This is a genomic window from Salmonella sp. SAL04157, from assembly GCF_046551635.1.
Classification (GTDB): Bacteria; Pseudomonadota; Gammaproteobacteria; order Enterobacterales; family Enterobacteriaceae; genus Salmonella; species Salmonella enterica.
Map to the genome: position 1 here is coordinate 325,218 of NZ_JBGDVS010000004.1, position 23,797 is coordinate 349,014.

At 51.6% G+C, this 23,797-nt stretch carries 24 protein-coding genes, 1 tRNA gene and 1 pseudogene; 12 read left to right on the top strand and 14 right to left on the bottom strand.

Annotation, left to right across the window (positions count from 1 at the left end):
* Positions 1 to 372 precede the first annotated feature (372 nt).
* From prfC to ACLJRE_RS11325, 4 genes are all read right to left on the bottom strand, one after another.
* On the bottom strand, positions 373 to 1,962 hold the full coding sequence (gene prfC / locus ACLJRE_RS11310) for a peptide chain release factor 3 (protein WP_000175965.1): 1,590 nt from the start codon (positions 1,960 to 1,962) through the stop codon (positions 373 to 375).
* A gap of 91 nt (positions 1,963 to 2,053) precedes the next feature.
* Positions 2,054 to 2,731 (bottom strand): pyrimidine 5'-nucleotidase, encoded by a 678-nt coding sequence (yjjG, locus tag ACLJRE_RS11315; protein ID WP_410957401.1) that lies wholly within the window; start codon positions 2,729 to 2,731, stop codon positions 2,054 to 2,056.
* Positions 2,732 to 2,752: 21 nt separating this feature from the next.
* The gene (rimI, locus tag ACLJRE_RS11320) at positions 2,753 to 3,199 is read right to left on the bottom strand and encodes a ribosomal protein S18-alanine N-acetyltransferase (protein WP_001092435.1); all 447 of its coding nucleotides are present in this window, start codon (positions 3,197 to 3,199) and stop codon (positions 2,753 to 2,755) included.
* A complete protein-coding gene (locus ACLJRE_RS11325) occupies positions 3,144 to 3,581 on the bottom strand; it encodes a DNA polymerase III subunit psi (RefSeq protein WP_000204003.1) in 438 nt (145 codons plus the stop codon). The genes rimI and ACLJRE_RS11325 overlap by 56 nt, the downstream gene beginning before the upstream one ends.
* A 102-nt stretch (positions 3,582 to 3,683) precedes the next feature.
* Here ACLJRE_RS11325 and rsmC point away from each other — a divergent pair, with 102 nt between their 5' ends.
* Together rsmC and ACLJRE_RS11335 are read left to right on the top strand one after the other, a co-directional pair.
* Positions 3,684 to 4,712: a 16S rRNA (guanine(1207)-N(2))-methyltransferase RsmC gene (gene rsmC / locus ACLJRE_RS11330; protein ID WP_001272285.1), complete on the top strand. Its 1,029-nt coding sequence runs from the start codon at positions 3,684 to 3,686 to the stop codon at positions 4,710 to 4,712.
* Between the two features lie 190 nt (positions 4,713 to 4,902).
* Positions 4,903 to 4,989 (top strand) — tRNA-Leu (locus ACLJRE_RS11335).
* A gap of 31 nt (positions 4,990 to 5,020) precedes the next feature.
* On the opposite strand, the gene ACLJRE_RS11340 is transcribed toward ACLJRE_RS11335, so the two are convergent.
* Entirely contained in the window at positions 5,021 to 5,257 is a 237-nt protein-coding gene (locus ACLJRE_RS11340) for a DUF1435 domain-containing protein (protein WP_000941879.1), read from the bottom strand.
* A gap of 250 nt (positions 5,258 to 5,507) precedes the next feature.
* Between ACLJRE_RS11340 and ACLJRE_RS11345 the strand changes: the two genes are divergently transcribed.
* From ACLJRE_RS11345 to ACLJRE_RS11355, 3 genes are all read left to right on the top strand, one after another.
* Positions 5,508 to 6,572, top strand: coding sequence for a GGDEF domain-containing protein (locus ACLJRE_RS11345; RefSeq protein ID WP_000211209.1), 1,065 nt, complete (start codon positions 5,508 to 5,510; stop codon positions 6,570 to 6,572).
* 120 nt (positions 6,573 to 6,692) lie between these two features.
* Positions 6,693 to 7,481, top strand: coding sequence for a siderophore-iron reductase FhuF (gene fhuF / locus ACLJRE_RS11350; RefSeq protein ID WP_000331530.1), 789 nt, complete (start codon positions 6,693 to 6,695; stop codon positions 7,479 to 7,481).
* 150 nt (positions 7,482 to 7,631) lie between these two features.
* The gene (locus ACLJRE_RS11355; protein WP_000058269.1) at positions 7,632 to 8,090 is read left to right on the top strand and encodes a YbaK/EbsC family protein; all 459 of its coding nucleotides are present in this window, start codon (positions 7,632 to 7,634) and stop codon (positions 8,088 to 8,090) included.
* 50 nt (positions 8,091 to 8,140) lie between these two features.
* On the opposite strand, the gene bglJ is transcribed toward ACLJRE_RS11355, so the two are convergent.
* Together bglJ and ACLJRE_RS11365 are read right to left on the bottom strand one after the other, a co-directional pair.
* Positions 8,141 to 8,815 carry a DNA-binding transcriptional activator BglJ gene (gene bglJ / locus ACLJRE_RS11360; protein WP_000431546.1) on the bottom strand — a complete coding sequence of 225 codons (675 nt, stop codon included), beginning with the start codon at positions 8,813 to 8,815 and terminating at the stop codon, positions 8,141 to 8,143.
* Entirely contained in the window at positions 8,776 to 9,501 is a 726-nt protein-coding gene (locus ACLJRE_RS11365; RefSeq protein ID WP_000936659.1) for a response regulator transcription factor, read from the bottom strand. Before ACLJRE_RS11365 ends, bglJ begins: the two co-directional genes overlap by 40 nt.
* A gap of 711 nt (positions 9,502 to 10,212) precedes the next feature.
* Between ACLJRE_RS11365 and ACLJRE_RS11370 the strand changes: the two genes are divergently transcribed.
* The 6 genes from ACLJRE_RS11370 (at position 10,213) to opgB (ending at position 15,948) form a co-directional block, all read left to right on the top strand.
* Positions 10,213 to 10,989: a threonine/serine exporter ThrE family protein gene (locus ACLJRE_RS11370; protein ID WP_001665630.1), complete on the top strand. Its 777-nt coding sequence runs from the start codon at positions 10,213 to 10,215 to the stop codon at positions 10,987 to 10,989.
* Positions 10,980 to 11,453 carry a threonine/serine exporter gene (locus ACLJRE_RS11375; RefSeq protein WP_000511329.1) on the top strand — a complete coding sequence of 158 codons (474 nt, stop codon included), beginning with the start codon at positions 10,980 to 10,982 and terminating at the stop codon, positions 11,451 to 11,453. The genes ACLJRE_RS11370 and ACLJRE_RS11375 overlap by 10 nt, the downstream gene beginning before the upstream one ends.
* Before the next feature lie 92 nt (positions 11,454 to 11,545).
* Entirely contained in the window at positions 11,546 to 12,085 is a 540-nt protein-coding gene (dnaT, locus tag ACLJRE_RS11380) for a primosomal protein DnaT (RefSeq protein WP_000098578.1), read from the top strand.
* Between the two features lie 2 nt (positions 12,086 to 12,087).
* Positions 12,088 to 12,825 carry a DNA replication protein DnaC gene (dnaC, locus tag ACLJRE_RS11385; RefSeq protein WP_000799924.1) on the top strand — a complete coding sequence of 246 codons (738 nt, stop codon included), beginning with the start codon at positions 12,088 to 12,090 and terminating at the stop codon, positions 12,823 to 12,825.
* A gap of 57 nt (positions 12,826 to 12,882) precedes the next feature.
* A complete protein-coding gene (locus ACLJRE_RS11390; RefSeq protein ID WP_001090316.1) occupies positions 12,883 to 13,374 on the top strand; it encodes a DUF2501 domain-containing protein in 492 nt (163 codons plus the stop codon).
* Positions 13,375 to 13,656: 282 nt separating this feature from the next.
* Positions 13,657 to 15,948, top strand: coding sequence for a phosphatidylglycerol--membrane-oligosaccharide glycerophosphotransferase (opgB, locus tag ACLJRE_RS11395; RefSeq protein WP_023212766.1), 2,292 nt, complete (start codon positions 13,657 to 13,659; stop codon positions 15,946 to 15,948).
* Positions 15,949 to 16,081: 133 nt separating this feature from the next.
* Here opgB and ACLJRE_RS11400 read toward each other — a convergent pair whose 3' ends face one another.
* The 7 genes from ACLJRE_RS11400 to ACLJRE_RS11430 all read right to left on the bottom strand — a co-directional run bounded on the left by ACLJRE_RS11400 (position 16,082) and on the right by ACLJRE_RS11430 (position 23,580).
* A complete protein-coding gene (locus ACLJRE_RS11400) occupies positions 16,082 to 17,092 on the bottom strand; it encodes an SIS domain-containing protein (protein ID WP_410957389.1) in 1,011 nt (336 codons plus the stop codon).
* A 17-nt stretch (positions 17,093 to 17,109) separates the two neighbouring features.
* Positions 17,110 to 18,171, bottom strand: coding sequence for an SIS domain-containing protein (locus ACLJRE_RS11405; RefSeq protein ID WP_000075417.1), 1,062 nt, complete (start codon positions 18,169 to 18,171; stop codon positions 17,110 to 17,112).
* 12 nt (positions 18,172 to 18,183) lie between these two features.
* Positions 18,184 to 19,032 (bottom strand): PTS system mannose/fructose/sorbose family transporter subunit IID, encoded by an 849-nt coding sequence (locus ACLJRE_RS11410; RefSeq protein WP_000178065.1) that lies wholly within the window; start codon positions 19,030 to 19,032, stop codon positions 18,184 to 18,186.
* Entirely contained in the window at positions 19,010 to 19,789 is a 780-nt protein-coding gene (locus ACLJRE_RS11415) for a PTS mannose/fructose/sorbose/N-acetylgalactosamine transporter subunit IIC (RefSeq protein ID WP_000228866.1), read from the bottom strand. Before ACLJRE_RS11415 ends, ACLJRE_RS11410 begins: the two co-directional genes overlap by 23 nt.
* Positions 19,790 to 19,814: 25 nt before the next feature.
* On the bottom strand, positions 19,815 to 20,276 hold the full coding sequence (locus ACLJRE_RS11420; RefSeq protein ID WP_410957391.1) for a PTS sugar transporter subunit IIB: 462 nt from the start codon (positions 20,274 to 20,276) through the stop codon (positions 19,815 to 19,817).
* Between the two features lie 14 nt (positions 20,277 to 20,290).
* A complete protein-coding gene (locus ACLJRE_RS11425; RefSeq protein WP_000820693.1) occupies positions 20,291 to 20,713 on the bottom strand; it encodes a PTS sugar transporter subunit IIA in 423 nt (140 codons plus the stop codon).
* 101 nt (positions 20,714 to 20,814) lie between these two features.
* Positions 20,815 to 23,580 carry a sigma 54-interacting transcriptional regulator gene (locus ACLJRE_RS11430; protein WP_023212767.1) on the bottom strand — a complete coding sequence of 922 codons (2,766 nt, stop codon included), beginning with the start codon at positions 23,578 to 23,580 and terminating at the stop codon, positions 20,815 to 20,817.
* A gap of 136 nt (positions 23,581 to 23,716) precedes the next feature.
* Between ACLJRE_RS11430 and ACLJRE_RS11435 the strand changes: the two are divergent.
* Positions 23,717 to 23,791, top strand: a pseudogene (locus ACLJRE_RS11435) (GNAT family N-acetyltransferase); the annotation flags it as partial.
* Positions 23,792 to 23,797 lie beyond the last annotated feature (6 nt).

Here is a 23,797-nt window from a genome sequence, read left to right on the forward strand (position 1 = left end):
TTTGAGCTCAGGCAACACGAGGTTGCATTGCTGAATGCGGTGAAACTCACCGGTTTCTGAAGTCAATGACTGGCATCACATTCGTGAATTTGTAACGACGCGTCGCCTGCCACCCTTCCGTTTCAGTTATTAATATCGTGACTGAAACAAATCTCAGCTTTAAGCTCTCATATTCACGCATTGAACAGGCATTAAAGCCGACATTTATGTCATCACTTTGTTAAATATAGATCACAATTTTAAAATCGCTTGTCGGTGCGTATAAAAAACAGGCAGATCGGAGAAAAAACGCGGGATTTAAGAACATTCCGTAAGCGGTTAAAAAGGCAGGGAAAGTACGAAGGCGCGGCGGATGCCGCGCCCGGAAAGGGATCAGTGTTCGCGCGTTTTACGGAACTGAACGTCAGGGTAACGTTCCTGGGTCAGGTTCAGGTTAACCATCGTGGGGGCGATATAGGTGAGGTTGTCGCCGCCATCCAGCGCCAGCTGCGTTTCATTCTTACGCTTAAACTCTTCGAATTTCTTCGCATCGGCGCTTTCCACCCAGCGCGCCGTCGCCACGTTGACGGATTCATAAATCGCCTCAACGTTGTATTCGCTTTTCAGGCGCGCGACAACAACGTCAAACTGCAAAACGCCCACGGCGCCGACAATCAGATCGTTGTTGGAGATGGGACGGAATACCTGCACCGCCCCCTCTTCAGAAAGCTGCACCAGCCCTTTCAGTAGCTGCTTCTGCTTGAGCGGATCTTTCAGGCGAATACGACGGAACAGTTCCGGCGCAAAGTTCGGGATACCGGTAAACTTCATCATCTCGCCCTGAGTGAAGGTATCGCCAATCTGAATGGTGCCGTGGTTATGCAGACCCAAAATATCGCCCGGGTACGCTTCTTCAACGTGCGAACGGTCGCCCGCCATAAAAGTTAACGCGTCGGAAATCACCACATCTTTGCCGGTACGGACCTGGCGTAGCTTCATGCCCTTCTCATACTTACCGGAAACCACGCGCATAAACGCCACGCGGTCGCGGTGTTTCGGGTCCATATTGGCCTGAATTTTAAAGACAAAACCGGTGAACTTCTCTTCCGAGGCTTCCACTGTGCGGGTATCGGTTTGACGCGGCATCGGCGCGGGCGCCCACGCCACTAAACCATCCAGCATATGGTCAACGCCAAAGTTACCCAGCGCGGTACCGAAAAATACCGGGGTAATTTCCCCTGCCAGGAACAGCTCTTCATCAAACTCGTTAGACGCGCCCTGCACCAGTTCCAGCTCGTCGCGCAGCTGCTGCGCCAGGTCTTCACCGACGGCGGCGTCCAGATCCGGGTTATTCAGCCCTTTAACGATGCGCACTTCCTGAATGGTGTGGCCCTTACCGGTCTGATAAAGATAAGTTTCATCTTTATAAAGGTGATAAACGCCCTTAAACAGCTTCCCGCATCCAATCGGCCAGGTGATCGGCGCGCAGCCGATTTTCAGCTCATTCTCGACTTCATCCAGCAGCTCCATCGGGTCGCGGATATCACGGTCGAGTTTGTTCATAAAGGTCAGGATTGGCGTATCACGCAGACGGGTAACTTCCATCAGCTTACGAGTCCTGTCCTCAACGCCTTTTGCGGCGTCGATCACCATCAGACAGCAGTCCACCGCCGTCAGGGTACGGTAGGTATCTTCGGAGAAGTCTTCGTGCCCCGGGGTGTCCAGCAGGTTCACCAGACAGTCGTGATACGGGAACTGCATCACCGAGGTGGTGATAGAGATACCACGCTGTTTTTCCATCTCCATCCAGTCAGATTTTGCATGTTGGCTGGAGCCACGGCCTTTTACCGTACCGGCAGTCTGAATCGCCTGTCCGAACAGCAACACTTTTTCGGTAATGGTGGTTTTACCGGCGTCCGGGTGAGAAATAATGGCAAAAGTGCGGCGTTTGGCCACCTCTTGCAAATAAGGAGACAACGTCATAGTCAAATCTTCTTGAGTAAGCGCGGCGTTTGACCACGCATGTTGAATACGAAAAATGCGGCTATTTTACCCATCAACCAGGGGGAGGCAATCAGTGTTTACACAGGAGCTGCTCCAGTTCGCTTAATGACGCCACAGTCCAGGTTGGATGAATACCCGCGGGCTGCTCGCGATGATGCGCGTTAAGCCAGCAGGTCGACAGCCCGGCGTTAATGCCGCCAAGAATATCGGATTCCGCGGTATCGCCAACCATTAATACGCGCGAGCGGTCAGGATTCCCCGCCTGCTCCAGGGCGTAGTTAAAGATTTTCGGATCGGGCTTCGCGACGCCAACCTGCTCGGAAATCACCAGCAGATCGAAATACTCGCGCAGCCCGGTGCGCTCCAGACGAGTTTGTTGTAGCGCGGTAAAACCGTTAGTAATAATACCGATTTTAGCCTGCCCGCGAATCGCATTAAGTAGCGAAACGGCGCCCGGCAAAGGAGAACAGATCTCCGCCATCGCACTAATAAAAGCGTCATTCAGCAGCCCCGGCGCAACGTTTAGCCGTTCAGCCCAACTTTGAAAACGCGCGTGCTGCAATTGTAATAAGGTAATCGCGCCGTTCTGATAATCCACCCATAGCGGCTTATTCACGGCCTGGTAATCCTGGAAATCCTCAGCGGTAAAGGTGACGCTATAGTCAAGGAACATCCGCTGTAAGCCGGTGAAAGAATCAAACGTAAACAGCGTTTCATCGGCATCAAAGAAAATCCAGTCCCACTTCATCATTACACCTTGCCTCTGTTATTACATGCTTATCGGTAACGCCATGATGATGGCGTCCTCATGCCCTTGTGCCGTGGGATAGTAATTGCGGCGAATCGTCGCCTCGTTAAACCCCAGACTTTCATACAGCGCGATGGCGGCAGCGTTAGAGGCGCGTACCTCCAGCCATAGCGTTACAACACCGCGCTTTTCCAGCTCATCAATCAGATGCTCAAGCAGCATACGCCCCAGCCCCCGACGCTGAAAATCCGGATCGACGGCAATATTGAACAGCGTCGCTTCGTCCAGCACCACCTGTGTAATGGCAAACGCGGCCATTCTGTCATCAGCGGTCAGCTTAAGGTTGAGATACCGTTCGCCCTGGTTGCCGAAAAACGTTTTTTCGCTCCACGGAAACGCATGAGCGCGTTGCTCAATCTGCCAGGCTGCGGGGAGATCGGTCGTGCTGAGGATAGAAATCGTGTTCATGTTCGCAGATTTGTTGCCATAGTGCGGCGCGTGCCGCCGGGTTTGCCCGGAGTTCATTAAACGCCGGCGTCGTGACCTGAGCGCCTTCGAGTTGGAGCGGCGCGTCAGTTCCTAACCGCCAGCTATTACAACGGCTGCCCTGCGGCAGCATGGCGACGCGCTCAGGCGCCAGGGATAAAACCTGATCGGGACTCACGGTCAACGCGCGTAAAATATCGCGCATTAGCGGCTCGTTCAGCGCGGGTAATTCCTCTGCAACCACGATCAGACGAACGTGCGCGGGAAGGGAAATCGCAATCTCGCCTTGTAGCGCGCCAGGACGTCGCAGCGCCCACTGCGTAATACCCAGTTGCTGTAACTGCCAGTCTCGTCGGGATGTCATAGCGAAACGCTCCTGTAATCAGGGGCGCAAATATAGCAAATCTGTCGAATCTCCGCCATCAAACTACTATAATCGCCGCCAGTCTGAATTAAGGAGCATTCCATGTCTGCTTTTACCCCGGCAAGTGAAGTCTTGCTGCGCCACAGTGATGATTTCGAACAAAGCCGTATTCTTTTTGCCGGAGATTTGCAGGATGACCTGCCCGCGCGCTTTGAATGCGCCGCCAGCCGCGCGTATACGCAACAGTTTCACCACTGGCAGGCGTTAAGCCGCCAGATGGGCGATAACGTCCGTTTTAGCCTGGTCGCGCAAGCCAGCGATGTCGCTGACTGCGATACGCTGATCTACTACTGGCCGAAAAATAAACCCGAAGCGCAGTTCCAGTTGATGAATATTTTGTCGCTGATGCCGTCGGGCGTCGATGTTTTCGTCGTGGGGGAAAACCGCAGCGGCGTGCGTAGCGCCGAACCGATGCTGGCGGACTATGCTCCGCTGAACAAAGTAGATAGCGCGCGACGTTGCGGCCTTTACCATGGTCGTCTGGAAAAGCAGCCGCAGTTTAGTCTTGAATCCTGGTGGGCCGAGTACAACATCGACGGGCTGACCATCAAAACGTTGCCGGGCGTATTCAGCCGCGACGGACTAGATGTTGGTAGCCAACTGCTGCTATCTACGCTGACGCCGCACACCAAAGGTAAAGTGCTGGATGTCGGCTGCGGCGCTGGCGTGCTTTCCGCCGCGCTGGCCAGCCATTCTCCGAAAGTGCGCCTGACGCTGTGTGACGTCAGCGCTCCGGCGGTGGAAGCCAGCCGCGCCACGCTTGCCGCTAATGGCCTTGAAGGCGAGGTATTCGCCAGCAACGTCTTTTCGGAAGTCAAAGGACGTTTTGACATGATCATCTCCAACCCACCGTTCCACGACGGAATGCAAACCAGCCTCGATGCGGCGCAAACGCTCATTCGTGGCGCAGTGCGCCATCTGAACAGCGGCGGAGAGTTACGCATCGTGGCGAACGCCTTTCTGCCCTATCCTAAGATTCTGGATGAGACTTTTGGCTTCCATGAAGTCATCGCGCAAACCGGGCGCTTTAAGGTTTATCGTACCGTGATGACCCGTCAGGCGAAGAAATAGTTGGCCTGATAAGCGCAGCGCCATCTGGTTGCATGTGCCGGATGGCGACGCCAGGCGTCTTATCCAACCTACGTCTCGCGCCCATTTTTGCAGCAATCAATCTGTCCCATGCAATTAACTATTGACGAATAGCTGAAAACCACTAGAATGCGCCTCCGTGGTAGTGATTCTTTTCAAGAATCGATGGTATGCGAAGGTGGCGGAATTGGTAGACGCGCTAGCTTCAGGTGTTAGTGTCCTTACGGACGTGGGGGTTCAAGTCCCCCCCCTCGCACCAATTATCTTATCCTTCCTTTGTCTCTTCATTTTCATCCCTGATTCCAGTTCATCATTGCCAACATCATGCCGCCAATAAGCGCCATACACGATGGCAGCAATACAAAATGCCGTAATTGTTTGTGATACAACATCAGCGCAGACAGTAGCAATCCTGATACAATCAACAGCTTCAGCGCATAAGCTGACAGGCCGATAAACGCCAGTCCAACGATAATCACTCCAGGCAATAACACGCCCCATCCGCTGCCTAACGTCCGCTGCAACATGGTTTCACCTCTGGAATTGATAATGATAACCAATATCATATGATATATTTTCTCATTTGTCAGCCAGGGAGAAAGCTAAAGAGATGAGTTTTACTTAACGGTTGATGACACGTATTCAGTAAGGTGATAAATTGTCCGACTGTTAACGTAAAAACAACAACACCTCGCTTTAGGCGACCTTTTCTCATACGTTATTTTCATGTTGGCGCCCGATTCCGTGTATATCACCGATAAATAACGACAATTACCCATGACAACACCATCCTGGCGGTCGCTTCGTATTAAGAAGTATCAGTTTTCTTTACGTCTTTTCTTGTTTCTCAACGCCGTGTCGGCGCTATTTACTCTCGTTTTCCCCCTTTATCAGATCAATGTATTTTGCACGCCAATGATCGGGATAGTGGTCCTGAGCGTATTACTGTTGATATGGCATGGGAAATATGGGCAAAAAAGAATTAATCTCCCCTTTATCTCCCTACTCTTTGGGGGAATATGGGCGGCGCATATTGCGCTAAAGTATCCGGCGTTAGGCCATTATGATTTCTCTTTTTTACTGATTTCCCTGCTTAGCGTTCTGTTTATCGGCTCGATAGCCTTTGCCGCGAATATCGTCGCGTTTACGCTCTATTCGCTACCGCCAGTCGCGGTCTGCCTGTGGCTGAACGGTAATGAACAAGGTTTGCGAATTCTCTATTTGCTGGCCCTGCCAATGGTGGGAATCGCTATTCAACATGTTATCCAGAAACGCTACGATAATTTTGCCCAACAGCTCATGTTTAAGCTGCTGGCCGAGCGGGAAACCCTCAATGGCCTGAGTATGCTTGATCCATTAACCGGCTTATATAACCGCCGTGGCCTGCAAAATCGGCTGGATACGTTACAGGCGCCGGGCAGCCATGAGCACTACGTTCTGCTATTGGATATCGATCATTTCAAAGCGTATAACGATCACTACGGTCATATGATGGGCGATCAGGCGTTAATTCGCGTCTCAGCGGCAATTCGGGACGCCGTGCGATCGCGCGATGTCGTCTGCCGTTTTGGCGGGGAAGAATTTCTGGTGTTGCTGACCACCGCCGAACCACAGCAAGCCCGCGCTACCGCAGAACGTATCCGACAGGAAGTATACGATCTTAAAATCCCGCATATGTTTAACGAAAGCGTCGCCACCAATGTCACTGTCAGTATAGGCATTGCGCCCCTGACGGATCGCAATATCGGAAACGCTATCGAAAAAGCGGATAAAGCGCTCTACGAAGCCAAGCATCTTGGACGTAACCACATTCTGGTCAGCGACGACATGCGCGCCCTATGAATCCTGCTGGCGTAATCGTGCTACGCCAACAGCGTTAACCATAAACCGCTTGCCATCGTTTATCGCTATCGATAGGATTAGCAATCATTATCATTTAGATTAACATCATTAAACTGCGCTATGGCCTACCGTTCCGCACCGATTGCTGACGATATTATCTGGCGAGCCGCTCCCCAGCCGGAAGACGCCTCGCTGGCGGACGCAGTACGCGAGACGATCGCCTCTACCCGTGAGCACCTGTTGGACTTTATTCGGCTGGATGAAACGCCGCCGCCAACGGCGATGACTCTTGCCCAGTGGACGCGCCCCGCGACGTTTCGTTCATTGCTGGCCGCCTATTCCGATCACATCTATCGCCACACGCCAGGCCTGCCACGTGAAAATAAGCCGTTAATCTCCCTGTGGGCGCAATGGTATATCGGGCTGATGGCGCCGCCGCAGATGCTGGCATTACTGACGCAAGCGCGCGCTATCGATGTCTCCGCAGAACATATTCACGTTGAATTTCATGAAACCGGGCGCGCCGCGTGTTTCTGGCTTGATGTGCATCAGGATAACCTGGCAACGGGGCATTCCCCGGAAGAACGAATGGAAACGCTGGTAGTCTCCGCACTACAGCCGGTCATTCAGGCGCTGGAGGCGACTGGCGACATCAACGCGAAACTTATCTGGAGCAATACCGGTTATTTAATCAACTGGTATCTGACTGAGATGAAACCGCTGCTTGGCGAAGCTCTGCTGGCAACGCTACGCCAGCGCTGTTTTTTTGAAAAGCAGCTATCCGACGGTCAGGATAACCCGCTGTGGCGGACCGTCGTAATGCGCGACGGTCTTCTGGTACGCAGAACCTGCTGTCAACGTTACCGCTTACCTGATGTACAGCAGTGCGGCGACTGCACGCTAAAGTAAACCGCTTTACGTTACCTTCAGTTATCGTCACGGCTTACTGCTGCTGGCCTGTCACATTATTATATTTACAGCTGCGCTCTCCGTATGCCAAATTACGTTTTGCCATTTTTGGGTCTACCGTGGCTATTGGTAAGGTCTCAGGAGAGAAGAATGAGTCTGCAATCTGTACGGCAATTTCTGGCCGATCATGCTCCCGATATTGAAATTATCGAATTAAATCAAAGTACAGCGACTGTCGAACTGGCAGCCAAAGCGCACAATGTAGAGCCAGGGCAGATAGCTAAAACGCTCTCGCTTAAAGTAAAAGACACTATTATCCTGGTGGTCGCCAAAGGCGATGCCCGCCTGGATAATAAGAAGCTTAAAAGCACTTTCGGCGCAAAAGCCCGTATGTTGAGCAGCGATGAAGTGGTCAATGCAACCGGACATCCTGTCGGCGGCGTATGTCCCTTTGGGCTGGAGCACCCGCTGCCCGTTTATTGCGACATCTCTCTGAAGGGGTATAACGAAGTATTGCCTGCCGCAGGCGCCACGCACAGCGCAGTACGCATCGCGCCGGAAAGAATGGCTGAACTGACATCGGCGACCTGGGTAGACGTGTGCCAATAACGTGCCTGACCCCCGGATTCCCCGAACAAGCACGGCGCATCCGGCGCGGGCTATACCCGATGCTGGAGCGCGGTAGCATCTCCGGCGCGCAGATATAACAGAATATCCGCCGCATCGAGTAACCCGGCATCAGAACTCACGCCCAGCTTGGACATCACATTAAACTTATGCGCCCGGATAGTCTTAATGTTACGTTCTAACTGGACGGCAATTTGCGGCATTGAGTAGCCGTTCGACATAAAACGCAGAATCTCCCGCTCGGTTGGACTAAGCATACAATTCTGGTGAAGTTCCCAAAGATTATCTGTACGCTCCGTTGTCCGCCGGGCGCTATTAAGCGATGTAAATAAGGCATCCTGTAAAACATCCAACGGCGACGCTTTGCTGATGACCCCATCCAGCGGCAGCGGGGATAGCGCGCTGATTAAGCGGGCTTCAGCATCATCATCTGCAATCACCAGACGCCGCATATGGGGATAATTTATCGCCAGTTCCGTCAGGCTGGATAATCCTGTCCGGCGTTCAGTTCTTAACGCAGAAAGAGAAAAAATAACGGCAGAAAACGGCGTCTTTAGCGCAGCCTTATAAAACGCGGATGGTTTTGAAAAAATATGAAGCGTATGTCGGCAATCCGGCATTGCATCAAATAGCCCTTTAATACCAATGGTGCTCATCACGCATTTTTCTACGAGCGCAACATTTCTCTTGCTGATTCTGTTTTCCATTCCATGGTTTCTCCATATACCGAAGGTAGGTTCAATTCTCTGGCTCCCTGAGAACTGTTTATCCATGCATACATCTCTGCATTACTGTGTATTGATAAGCGTCGCATGGCGCTATTTTTTTGGGCGCTAATTGTTTTATTACTTTTTTTAAGTAATGCCGCAATTTGGTTAATGCCCCACCCTTTTCCTAAAAGGCGTAATACTTTTCGTTCAGACAGCGTAAGGACAATCGGCCTGTCGTGGGACTGCTGAATTTCAGACGGTACCTGAGGCGATAATAACGTTTTGCTTATTCTTTCTGAACGAGCGTTTCCCGCATGGATAACGCTAATAAGATTCTCGATTGGCTCTTCGTCTGAAAGCAAGGTGCTGACGGGGCCCATCAGGAGATCAACCGCATGTGGATAGCTGGATTTAGGAACCAGAAATACCCAATGTATGTCGCGATATTGCGAGAGTAAGCTATAAAAATATTCGCAGATAGCACGGGGAGAGGCATTGTTAACTGCTAAATCAGCAATAACTAAATTACTTCGACGTAGTTGTAGCAGCGTTAGCTCTTCTATCGTACGGCAATACGCCAGTTTATAATCGGGGAAATTACCTGTTATAGCCCCTTTAAGGCCTTCCTGTATAAGGGGGGTTTTACTGATAATAAGTCCATTTTTGCAGCATCCTGGCAGCATAATTCCTCCGCACCCACGCCGCCCCTTTTCATTGTCCCATTAATAAAAATACTATTAACAATGAGCGCAAAGAAATATAAGCCGAGTGGATTAATTATCCTTGTTTTATTTTTAAAAATATAACATTGATTGCGCTACAATCCACATAGCACAAAAACATAAAATCACTATCGCATAGTTACTCATAAAACCAGAAGCAAGACAATTAAATTAACTAAATTTGCACATTAGTAATTCTAACGAAACTCATCATATTAATAAATTTAAAATATGAGTTCGTCCTTCATTCATATTGCTGAATCCTGAAATAAAAGCCCAACAATACTGACTGTCACCCATAAAATCCATGTAATATCTGCAAATTACACTAAGTCACGCCTATTTTTACACCTGCTGCTCACGCCATTGTTGTAAAACGATTAATGCATATCGTTGATAAAATTCACCACGTAATTGATTCAAAAATGAACGGCCAGGCTGGCATAATGTCTCTATTCTGGAAACGGACATACGAGAACCGTCGCCCATAAGGATATCCTGCCTGTGACGAAGCGCACGTCTCAGGAAACTTATGCGTTGCGCCTGGCGGTTGACGTTTTTATCAACAAGAAATTGATCTTAACCAACGCCACCATGCCTGCGCTTCGTGTTAAAAAGAAAGCCTCTGTCATAGTGGCGGCGCATAGAATGTCTTTTCGGACAGGACGAGTCATGCAAGAAGAGCAATCAATTCAACGAGCAGTAACACGGTTATGTATTCAATGCGGGCTGTTTTTATTGCAGCACGGGGCGGAAAGCGCACTGGTTGATGAGCTTTCCACCCGCCTCGGTTTGGCGCTCGGTATGGATAGCGTCGAAAGCGCGATCTCCTCTAACGCCATTGTCCTGACGACCATTAAAGACGGACAATGTCTGACATCGACACGTAAAAACCAGGATCGCGGCATTAATATGCACGTCGTCACGGAGGTTCAGCATATCGTTATCCTCGCGGAACATCGTCTGCTGGATTGCAAAGGCGTGGAAAAACGTTTTAGCCAGCTCCGCCCGCTGCGTTATCCGCGCTGGCTGGTGGCGTTTATGGTCGGTCTTTCCTGCTCCTGCTTTTGTAAGTTGAATAATGGCGGCTGGGATGGCGCGGTTATCACCTTTTTCGCCAGTATGATAGCCATGTATATTCGCCAGATGCTGGCGCAGCGGCATTTACATCCGCAGATCAATTTTTGCATTACCGCCTTTGTCGCTACCACGATTTCCGGGCTGATGCTCACCCTCCCCGCCTTTAGCCAAACGCCCACTATCGCCATGGCGGCGAGCGTACTGCTACTGGTGCCGGGCTTTCCGCTGATTAATTCCGTCGCAGATATGTTTAAAGGACATATTAATACCGGGCTGGCGCGCTGGGCTATCGCCAGCCTGTTGACACTGGCCACCTGTGTGGGCGTAGTGATGTCAATGACAGTATGGGGGCTACGAGGATGGGTATAATCGACTTTTTACTGGCGCTAATGCAGGACATGATCTTGTCTGCGATCCCCGCCGTCGGGTTTGCGATGGTCTTTAATGTTCCCCACCGGGCACTTCCGTGGTGCGCGCTACTGGGGGCGCTGGGTCATGGCTCGCGTATGCTGATGATGAGCGCTGGCTTTAATATCGAATGGTCGACGTTTATGGCTTCGCTGCTGGTCGGCAGTATTGGTATTCAGTGGTCACGCTGGTATCTCGCTCACCCTAAAGTGTTTACCGTCGCGGCCGTGATCCCGATGTTTCCGGGGATTTCCGCCTATACCGCGATGATTTCCGCAGTAAAAATTAGCCATCTGGGCTATAGCGAACCAATGATGATTACGCTGCTAACCAATTTTCTGAAAGCCTCTTCCATTGTTGGCGCGCTCTCAATTGGCCTCTCTGTACCGGGATTATGGCTGTACCGCAAACGCCCCCGCGTGTGATCGGTGGAACGCCTCCTGCTGTTCTTACGGGTCTGTGTGGTACTATAAAAACAGTCGCCCTTCTCGGTTGTTGTTCCATATTGAGAAACATTATGTCTTCCAGAATTTTAACGTCGGACGTCATCGGTATTGACGTCCTTTTACACGATCATCATGCTGTGCTGGCGAAGTCAACGGGCGGCGCAGTGGCGGTATTCGCTAATAATGCGCCTGCCTTTTATGCCGTGACGCCTGCACGCATGGCTGAACTGCTGGCGCTTGAAGAAAAGTTATCACGTCCGGGAAGCGATGTGGCGTTAGACGCGCAATTTTACGAAGAACCCGAAGCCGCCCCCGTTGCGATTCCCTGCGGAAAATTCGCCATGTATCCAGCCTGGCAACCGGATGCGGATTTTCAGCGTCAGGCTGCCCTTTGGGGCGTGGCGCTTCGGGAGCCGGTCACCGCAGAAGAGCTGGCGGCGTTTATCGCCTACTGGCAGGCGGAAGGTAAGGTTTTTCACCATATCCAGTGGCAGCAAAAGCTGGCGCGCAGCGTGCAAATCAGCCGTTCCAGCAATGGCGGAATGCCGCAGCGCGACATCAATAGCGTCAGCGAACCTGACAATCATATTCCACCAGGTTTTAGGGGGTAACGATGAAAAATGTTGGCGACCTGATGCAGCGTCTACAAAAAATGATGCCTGCGCATATTACGCCGGCGTTTAAAACGGGCGAAGAACTGCTGGCGTGGCAGAAAGAGCAAGGCGAGATCCGGGCGGCGGCGCTGGCGCGGGAAAACCGGGCAATGAAAATGCAGCGCACCTTTAACCGTTCCGGCATTCGACCGCTGCATCAAAACTGCTCGTTTGATAACTATCGGGTTGAGTGCGACGGACAAATGAACGCGTTAAGCAAAGCCCGACAGTACGTTGATGAATTTGACGGCAATATCGCCAGCTTTGTCTTTTCTGGCAAGCCTGGAACCGGTAAAAACCATCTCGCCGCGGCTATTTGTAACGAGCTGCTGCTGCGCGGAAAGTCGGTACTGATTATCACCGTAGCGGATATTATGTCAGCGATGAAAGACACGTTCAGCAATCGGGAAACCAGCGAAGAGCAGTTGCTTAACGATCTGAGTAACGTTGATCTGCTGGTGATCGACGAGATCGGCGTGCAGACCGAATCCCGCTATGAAAAAGTGATCATCAATCAAATTGTCGATCGTCGTTCCTCGTCAAAACGTCCCACCGGCATGTTGACGAACAGCAATATGGAAGAGATGACGAAAATGCTTGGCGAACGCGTCATGGACCGTATGCGTCTCGGCAACAGTTTATGGGTTAATTTTACCTGGGACAGTTACCGCAGCCGGGTGACGGGTAAAGAGTATTAAATTGCAACGTGCGCCAGGGCGATACAACGCCTGGCTGGCATAACACAGGTGATTACCATGAATACAGCGAAACATGTTCTGTGCTGCGCGGCGGTCGCCTGCGTACTGATTTCCACCAGCGGTATCGCCGCCTCCTGGCAGGATTCGCTTTCCAGCGCCGCCAGTCAGTTAAGCGCTCAGGGCGCGAACGCACAGCAGGGCGGGATGTCGCTTTCGGCGCTAACCGGTCTGCTCAGCAACGGCGCCCAGTCGCTCAGCGCTGATAATATGAATAATGCCGCCGGAATTTTGCAGTACTGCGCCAAACAGAAGCTGGCGTCCGCTACCAACGTGGAAAACGTTAAAAATCAGATTCTGAACAAGTTGGGGTTGGATACTACACAGCAGGAGCAGGACACTAACTACCTGAACGGCCTGCAAGGGTTGCTCAAGACGAAGGACGGCCAGCAGTTGAACCTCAATAATATCGGCAGTACGCCGCTGGCGGAAAAGGTGAAAACCAAAGCTTGCGATCTGGTGTTGCAGCAAGGGCTGAATTTCCTTTCCTGACTGCGTTTTTCTGACCGTGCGCCACGCCGGGACGTCCTGATAAAAGCCGTGTTTTGGCCCTTTACCCGCCAGCACGGCATTAACCCGACTTTTCCTTTCGTCTTTTCCTGTTATTAACCGCTATGTCAGGAAGTGATGCCGATCAAAAAAACAACTTTCTAAACTCATTCTAAATAATAGCGCCGTGTAAAGTCATTAGAATTGCAGCAATGTGACATCGCTATTACATTGTTAGAAATTTTTTCCTGCCAGCGATAAGCCTGGTTTATTGAGGATCGTCAGTTGTCCGAGTTGCTCTCTGTCGCTCTGTTTCTCGCCTCTGTGCTGATATATGCCTGGAAGGCGGGCCGTAACACCTGGTGGTTTGCCGCCACTCTCACGGTGCTGGGACTTTTTGTCATTCTGAATATTACCCTGTATGCCAGCGACTATTTTACCGGCGACGGGATCAACGACGCAGTGCTTTATACGCTCACGAATAGTCTGACGGGAGCGGGAGTCGGCAAATATATTCTGCCGGGAATCGGCATTGCCCTGGCGTTAGTGGCGGTATTCGGCGCGCTGGGATGGGTACTACGCCGCCGCCGTCACCATCCGCATCATGTCGGTTACAGCCTGCTGGCGTTACTGCTGGCGTTGGGTTCTGTCGACGCCAGCCCGGCGTTTCGCCAGATCACCGAACTGGTAAAATCACAAATGCGCGATGGCGATCCGGATTTTGCCGTTTATTATAAAGAACCAGCAAAAACCATTCCTAATCCGAAGCTCAATCTGGTCTATATCTACGGCGAGAGCCTGGAACGGACCTATTTTGATAATGACGCTTTCCCCAATCTCACGCCAGAGTTGGGCGCGCTGAAAAATGAAGGGCTGGATTTCAGCCATACCATGCAACTGCCGGGAACGGATTACACCATCGCCGGGATGGTGGCTTCCCAGTGTGGTATTCCGCTCTTTGCGCCGTTTGAGGGCAATGCCTCAGCGTCGGTGTCCAGCTTCTTTCCGCAGAATATCTGCCTCGGCGATATTCTGAAAAACTCCGGCTACCAGAACTATTTCGTGCAGGGCGCTAACCTGCGTTTTGCCGGGAAAGACGTGTTCCTGAAATCACACGGATTTGATCATCTGTACGGCGCTGAAGAGCTGAAAACGGTGGTGGCAGACCCGTCTTATCGTAACGACTGGGGCTTCTACGACGATACGGTGCTTGATGAGGCATGGAAGAAATTTGAAGCGCTTTCCCGCTCAGGCCAGCGTTTTTCGCTGTTTACGCTGACCGTAGATACTCACCACCCGGACGGGTTTATCTCACGCACCTGCAACCGCAAACGCTACGATTACGACGGCAAGCCCAACCAGTCCTTTAGAGCCGTAAGTTGCAGCCAGGAAAACATCGCCGAGTTTATCAACAAAATCAAAGCGTCACCGTGGTTTAAAGATACCGTTATCGTCGTCTCTTCCGACCATCTGGCGATGAACAATACCGCCTGGAAATACCTGAATAAGCAAGATCGCAACAATCTGTTTTTCATTCTGCGCGGCGATAAACCGCAGCAGGAGGCGCTGGCGGTCAAACGCAACACGATGGACAACGGCGCAACGGTGCTGGATATTCTCGGCGGCGATAATTTTATCGGTCTGGGACGTAGCAGCCTTTCCGGGCAGTCGCTGTCGGAAGTGTTCCTGAATGTAAAAGAGAAAGTGCTGGCGATGAAGCCGGATATTATTCGCCTGTGGAATTTTCCGAAAGAGATAAAAGCGTTCACTATCGATCGGGACAAAAACATGATCGCGTTTTCCGGCAGCCACTTCCGCCTGCCGTTACTACTGCGCGTATCGGATAAGCGTGTTGAACCGTTACCGGAAAGTGAATACTCCGCTCCGCTGCGGTTCCAGTTGGCCGACTTCGCCCCGCGCGATAATTTCGTTTGGATCGATCGCTGCTACAAAATGGCGCAGCTATGGGCGCCGGCGCTGGCGCTCTCCACCGACTGGTGCGTCTCGCAGGGGCAGCTTGGCGGGCAGCAAACCGTACAGCATGTCGATAAAGCGCAGTGGCAGGGTAAGACGACGTTTAAAGACACGATGATCGATATGGAACGCTACAAAGGCAACGTCGATACTTTAAAGATTGTCGATAACGATATTCGTTATAAAGCCGATAGCTTTATCTTTAACGTGGCGGGCGCGCCGGAGGAGGTGAAGCAGTTTAGCGGCATTTCCCGGCCGGAGTCCTGGGGGCGCTGGTCAAATGCGCAGTTGGGCGATGAGGTTAAAATCGAATATAAAGCGCCGCTGCCGAAAAAGTTTGATCTGGTGATCACCGCCAAAGCCTTCGGCGACAACGCGAATCGGCCGATTCCGGTACGCGTAGGCAACGAAGAACAGACGCTGGTGCTGGGTCACGATGTGTCCACTATCACGCTGCATTTCAACAACCCGACGGACGCGAATACCCTAGTCATTGCGCCGCCCGCTCCCGTCTCCACCAACGAAGGTAATATTTTGGGCCATTCGCCGCGCAAATTGGGGATTGGCATGGTGGAGATCAAAGTGGTGAATGTTGAGGGTTAAAAGAGAATGTCATATATGCCGGGTGGCGGCTGCGCCTTACCCGGCCTACACATCATCTTTATCAATAAACTGGCGCACAGGCCTGATAAGCGAAGCGCCATCAGGCACTGTATATGCTACACGCCCCTTTCTGTTAATAATCGAACTGACGGTAGTAACGACGAATATCCAGACTGTGGCCGGTATATTTCTCGAAGTGCGCCGCCAGCCGATCAACCAGCAGTGTCGAGACGACGCAGGGCGCCATGATCCAGCGGAACTCATCATCAATGCCGTCCAGCGCATACGCTTTCGGATCAATCACCACCAGGTTATCGGTAATCTTACTGGCGAAGCGCTCAACGCGTTCATCCAGCGCGCGGCATTTCCCTTCCCCTTTCACCAGAATGAGCGGAACGTCTTTTTCCAGCAGCTCCAGAGCGCCGTGGAAAAATTCCGCAGAGCTGACGGGGCGCGTGCGCTTCCACTGCATCTCTTCCAGGATACACATGGAGAACAGATAGACCTCGCCCCACATCTCCGCGCCGCCGACCCACATCATATAATCGCTGTTATGATAACGGCTGGCGATAGCATCAGCCTGCGGATCAAATTTTTGTTTCGCTTTCAGCAGATTCGCCGGCAGAATTTTCAGTTGGCTGGCGAAGCGATCGTAACTGGCGAATTCGTTATTGCGCGACAGCACGCGGAAAAACAGCCAGTACAGCAGCATATATTCATATTCCACGCCATTTTTGTGACGCATCGGAATATGCCATGTCGCCGCCTGCGCCAGCGGAGAGTCCGCATTTTTGGTAATAGCGACTACGCGTATTCCCTGTGCTTTACACCACTCGGCGATCGCCACCGATTCTTTGGTATCACCGGATTTAGACAGCGTAATAACCACGGAGTCTTTATTCAGCCGCTTATTTCCTTTATGAATTAATTCTGCCGCCTGCTCAACATAAACCGGCAACGTTGTTAATTCTTTGGCAAATTCATTAATTGCCATCATTGGCGCCAGTGAACCGCCAACAGAGGCGAAAAATAAAGAACTGAACCCGGCCTGATAAATCTCGTCAGCAACCTGTTCTGCCTTCTGGCGCGCAGCGATGATCTCACGAGCACTCGTCAGGTACTCGTCCTGATTAAAACCCAACATACTTTTCTCCTGATTGTTCAGATTTTACTTTTTAAAACGCGATCGAAATCGTCAAAAATGCGTACCGAAAGGTCGATGCCTTTCAGTGAGGCGATATGAAACGCCATGAGTTGTACCGGCACAATCAACAGCAATGGCGAGAAATGGTGATCAACCGCTACATCCAGCGCAAGCGTCTGGTCATCCTGCGCCGCCTTCGCCAGCGTGAGAGTAAAGGTTTTGGCGACCGCAGGCGTCATATACTCCCGTAGCGCCCTGGAGCGCGCATCGGGCCGGTCCTCAAAGAAGAACATCACATGTTCCGCATTGGCTTCCAGATACGGGCCGTGCATATAGGCTTCCAGCTCAAACCCGCTTGAGGGAACACGCACCGTCTCGGTAAATTTAGTTTCCAACTCTTTTGCCACCCCAACCAGCGCGCCGTAGCCTATCGCCACAAAACGCGTCCCGTTTCGTAAAACGGACTGGTGCTGGTGAATAAACGCTTCCGTACGCACGATAACCAACGGCAGGGTTGCCGCGATGCGTTGAAGCTGCGCCACATACTCCTCGACCTGCGATTCCGTCAGTCGCTGCTGCTGACGGGCAATTAACAACGCGATAAGCAACAGATTCAGTACCGTCGCGCTAAATCCACGGGTAACAAAGCCGACGGACTCAATCCCGGTCAGAATATCCAGTGGATAATCGCTGGCCTTGCCAAAAGGGCTTTGCGGATCGGCGGTCAGAGCGAATACCGGACGTCCCTGCGCCTGAACTTTACGCATCGCCTCCAGGGTAGAAGCGCTTTTCCCGCTCTGGGAAATAGCAATAACCATATCGGCTTGCGGATCGCTATTCTCATAATGACTAAAGGTGTACGGCTCTTTAATATCGATAGAGATACCGCAGCGCTCAAAGAAATAACGGGCGCAAAAGGCGGCATTCAATGACGATCCGGTGGCTAATATCAGGATTCGTCGTAACGTTTTTTGGCTGGCGAACCGCGATACTTCTTCCAGCGACTGGCGATGGCGGAGAATAATATTCGCCAGGACGTCAGACTCTTCGTTAATATAGGTCAGCATGGTTGGTGACATTGTGTATCCCTCTTAAAATAACCCTATCCAGGAACCGAAAATTCCCACCAGCGCAATACCGCCAATGATGGTTAACGGTTTCACTTTTTTCCCTAACAGCCAGTACACAATGGCGAAGCTAATTAACGGCAGCAGACAAGGCATGATGTCGTTAATAATGTCCTGAACATGGGTTTTCGCCTCTCCCGTACCAAACGTAATGGGAATGGTGATATCAATCATGGAGGCCGTCATCGCGCCAACCACCATCAGACCGATAATCGAGGCGCCATAGGTTAGGCTTTCCATCATTCCGCTTTGCTGAATACGTTGCAGTACGCCGGTTCCCAGCACATAGCCCCAGCGGGTAAAGAACCATCGGGCCAGAATATGCGGTACGTTAAACACCAGCAGAAATAAAATCGGCCCCAGAATATTGCCTTTCAGCGCCAGACTGGTACCGATGCCAGTGGCGATAAGACGCAATGTTCCCCAGAAAAAAGAGTCGCCAATACCCGCCAGCGGCCCCATTAACGACGCTTTGACGTTATCGATAGAACTGGCGTCCATCTCTTTCTGCTGGCTATTTTTCTCCTCCATCGCCACGGTAATTCCGAGGATCAACGTCACAATGTGCGGCGTGGTATTAAAGAAAGCCAGATGGCGTTTTAGCGCTTCGGCAAGATCTTCTTTTCGGCTATACAGTTTCTTTAATACCGGAATGAGCGTATAGACGAACGCCAGGTTCATTTGTCGTTCATAGTTCCAGGAAAACTCCATCTGGAATGACCGCCAGAAGACGCGGCGTAAATCACGCGCGGTGACCAGACCAGTGGTTTCCGCCTGCTGGCGGTCTTTATCAGAAATCATCTTCATCGTCATGAGACGCTCCTTGCGCAGGTGCCGGTTGCGAGGCCGCAAATTTCGGCATATTGACCATCACGACGGCGACGATCGCGCCAAGAATCGCAATACCCGTCACCGGAATTTTTAAATACGCCATTAAAACAAAACCGAGGAAAAAATAGGGGGCGACCTTTTTATTAATTAATAAGCGCGCCAGCATGGCAAAACCCAGCGCGGGAATAATACCGGTGGCAACGCTTAATCCATGTTTAATAAACTCTGGAATGGCATCCAGAAAACCTTTAACCATATTCACGCCCGCTAAATAAGAGACCGTGACGATAATCCCCAACGTCAGCGACAGCCCAATGCCGGAGATTAAATGCATACGCTCAATGCCCCGGGTATCCCCTACCTCAGCGTAAGCATCGGCTTTATGACAGAGCAACGGAATAAACATTCCGTTATAGATATTTTTCACAATTAACGCCAGTGTCGCGATAGGCAAACCTAATAACAGCGCGGTTTCCGCCCCGGCGCCGGAATTAATCGCAAAGGCCACACCTAAAATACCGCCAGTGACCACATCCGGCGGCAGCGACGCGCCCACCGAAAAGGAACCGATAAACGCCAACTCCAGCGTCGCGCCCATCACAATTCCGGTTTCCATGTCGCCCAGCACCAGTCCGGTTAACAGTCCGGTCACGATAGGTCTGGAAATCAGCGACGTCCCTAATGCATATTCAGACTGGGCGATAAACGCCACCAGTCCAAGTAAAAGCGCCTCTACCATAATATGTCCTCAGGAGGGTATCCGCTCAGGCAAAAAGTTGTTTACGATCGTTAGGCACCAGCCGAATTTCTATCTCTACTCCGCCAGCCGCCAGCTCCCGAAGTTGAGTCATTTCATCCGCTAACAGATTGATGGCTTTAGCAATATTCTGACTCCCTTCACGCACCTTCGTGCCGCCTAAATTAATACTTTTAATGTCGGGTAATTCGCGCGCCAGCCGGTACGCATCCGCCACGGATTCAACAACAATAAAAAGTTTATATTTATCGGTAACGCCGCTTTTTATCACTTCAATTGAATCGGCAATATTTTTAATAACCAGCTTCACCGCGGGCGGCTTCGCCATTTTAATGGTGGTTTTACGCAGGTCATCATTAGGTACGCTGTCGTTGGCAATTAAAATACAGTCGGCGCCAACGTACTGCGTCCAGGAAAAGGCGACCTGTCCATGTAATAAACGATGATCCACCCGTAAAAAAACAATCATGACGCTTCCTCCCCTTAAAAATCTTTATCGCTTTGCATGGCGCTGGTGATAGTTTGATTGCAGTACTGAATATTTTCTTTTGAATCCGCTAACGCCGTCATTATGGTATGCGTGGTATTGCCATCGTTTTCCGACATAAAGAGATCGATAACCAGCGGCAGGTTAATCCCTGCCAGCAGATGAAAATTTTCCCGTGATAAATAACGGACAAATTCATTATTCACGCTGCCGGCAAAAATATCGGTCAGCGCAATAATTTCATCTTCCGGCGGGATCCGGGCAATTAGCGTATCTACCTGCTGGCTTAAATCCACGCTCTCTTCAACGTAAGCGCACAGCGTCCAGACATTTGACCGTTTGCCTAAAATCAGCTCCACGGAGTTTAAAACTCCGCTGGCCAGCGTGCCGTGGCTGGCGAAAATATAATGTCTCTTCATCCTGACCTCTAAAACACATTCCACTGTGATAAAAGAGAGCAAGCGGCGTGCCAGAAAAAGTGGCGCGCCGAAAAAAGATGCGGGTTAACAGAGGGAAGTCGTTAAAACTGTTGATCTTGCTCGATAAGTTCTGTTTCGAAGGTCAGGATATTATGGATATAGCCAAGCTCGGCGGTGGGGATTTTGACACTGTAGTTACTCTCAATGACACTAAACGCTTCCCGTAGCCGATTCAGTTCCTGTTCCGGACACTGTTGCCCACTCCAGGCAGTAATACCCGCATGGCGGATAAGACGCTCAATCAGGCAACTAATATGCACATAGAGCGCCACCTTTCTTTCATTCGAGACGGTAACGCCCGCCAGATGCTCATAGCGCAGCAGAAACTGCTCAACGTGGTTGATGACTTTGCTGGTGTCGAGGATGGTGACGGATTCGATCACTCGTCGGAGCGAGAAGTTTTTCAGCAGCAGGTTGTTGATCTCCGCCACCTGCTCCGGCGTGGTCAGCGAACCAAACAGCCGCATCAGATAGTGATTCCCCTCGCCGGAGATCAGCGAGTCGAGCGAAATCCACGGCACGCTGGCGATGTGCGGGTCCAGCGTGCCGACTATCGCCAGTACGTCGTAGCGCATAAATACCGGCTCCTGGGTTTTATTGCTCGCCAGCATCGCATAATCGCAGGCGACGACGTCAATCTCCAGCGCCTGCGGAATACTGGCGCTCAGTAATGCGCAAAGATTTGTCGCCACACCGATACCGGTCGCGCAGGTGGTCAGTATGGCGCGCGGTTTGTTGCTTTTCGGCCAGTAGAGCTGATACTCGACCGGCACATCCCGGGCGATATCGCAGGCGATCTCTTCAATAAAATGCCCCTGTAAAATACGCTCCCCGACATACAGGGCCATGCTGGTCGAGACGTTGTTGATAATCGTCACCGGCGTGGAAAGCGCGCGATCAAAATGACGATGAATGGCCTTGAGCGATCCCATATCCACCAGAATCATCAGGCCGGAGGCGAGCGGATGCTCTTCCAGATAGCGCATCACCTGCTGCGCTATCGCCTCCGGCGTGACGTCCAGCGGCATATCGAACGATTCAAAAATCGTATTTTTCAGTAACCGGTTGGCGACGTTGGCGATACTGCTGGCGGTGGCATAGCCGTGCGCCAGAATCACCGCATGCGTCACCTGTTTTTGGTTGTTAGCCCCCTGTTTATGCAGCCAAAGCGCCAGCAGCAGCATATCAATGCGTCTCGGCTCCAGATCCAGCTTCTGGCCCAGCGTCTCCAGAATTTGTAAACAGAAGCTGTACAGCAGCGGATATTTCTGGGCGAGGAAGGCGTCCAGTTGGCGGATCTGCTCGCTGTTGAGACGAGAAGGCGCCAGTGCGGTACGATGGATTAAATAGTGGCTAAGCGCGTAAATACAGTTGCCGTTAAGCTGCATATTGAAACGCTTCTCCAGACGATAAAACTCTTCCCGCACCTGGCTTGTAATTAACAGCAACCGCTGGGAGTGCACATTATCGTCGCCGGTAAAAATCAGACGATCGAAGAGAGCTTCAATTTCATCGCCCATTCTTTTTTGTACCGTCTCCCACCCCTCTTTCCCGCTACGTACCAGCTCGTACAGCGCCAGCACATGACACTGCGTATCATGGATCATGCCCTGCATCTCGTCGCGGGCGCGCAGCAGCCAGGTCAGGTTCGTGTCGGGCGAGATGCTCACCGGCGTGTCGTCCGCCAGCGATTCATTTAGTGACGGCAATGCCGACAGCATGGCATCCGGCAGATCGTGCAGCGACACGGTAACGGTTTCCTGCCCAGGCTTTTTCGCCCATGCCGTCGCCACCGCATACTTCACCACATTTTTCAGTTCGCCGACGTTGCCGCGATAAACATACTGATTGAGGATCTGCAACAAACGCGGTTTGAGGATAAGCGTGGCCGAGAGTTTTTTCGCCTCCGTCCAGAAAAACAGTAAGATCAGCGCCTCTTTTTCCTGGCGGCTGCGGTGCTGGAGATCCGGCAGGTTGACCTGAATCGGGATGCGCCGCAAAAATGTCGTCAGAAAGGTACTGTGTATCTCTTCGGTCGTCGCAAATACCAAACGTACCGAAACCGGATGCCCCTGCGCGGTGTCGCCTACCCGATAAATTTCACCACGATCGAGCCAGGTAAAGAGCTTCTCCTGCCCTTCGGCGCTCAGCCGGTGGACTTCATCCAGAAATAACATGCCGCCGTCAGCCGCCTCGAACGCGCCCGGTCTGTCGCTCTGCGCGCCGGTAAACGCGCCCTTCACATAGCCAAAAAGATTCGCCGCCAGCAGTTCGGGATTGCTCGCATACTGGGCGCAATTAAAACTGATAAATGGCGCATCCGGCGACAGAAGCGCCTGGGCGATGGCATATTCGTGCATGAGCTGCGCCAGATAACTTTTCCCGGTGCCGCTTTCGCCGGTCATCAGTAGCGGCAGTCCGCCGTCGGGATAAAAAAGCGCGGTTTTCAGTTGCTCAATCGGGCGCTTCAGGCTTTCGTTATGGCCAATCAACAGGGAAAAGTGATCGTCCGGCGCGCACTCCTGTTCCCCGTGCGCTAACAGCTCCGCGACGCTGGCGTATTCATTACGCGAAAGGGTAAAAAACTGTTGGCTAAATGCCTGCTTATGCAGGAAATAGACGGGACGGGTATTGATTTTGCAGAGCACGCCCTGCGCCACCAGTTGGTTCAGATAATGGCTGGCGGTATTGCGCTGCATATTAAAACGCTGCGCCAGATAGCGCGCGGTAAACACCTCACTGACATTTTCCGGATCAAAAAAATCCGTTTGGTTCATCAGGAAAGCAAGCAGGGCATCTTTGCGCATCGTATCCTCTCACGATTATCACATCAGCAATTATGATGCCGCGAAACAAGGCTCTCCTGTCGTGCAATCTCTTGCTTTATTCATTTTTTGTGGATCACCGCACACCTTCACTCAACGTTGGATTAGCGCGCGATATCAGAAAAGAGAGGAGGAAGCGGCGCACGGCCTGGCGTATAAATCACGCTGCGCCATGCGCCTGATGCTGGTTTAAAATCGG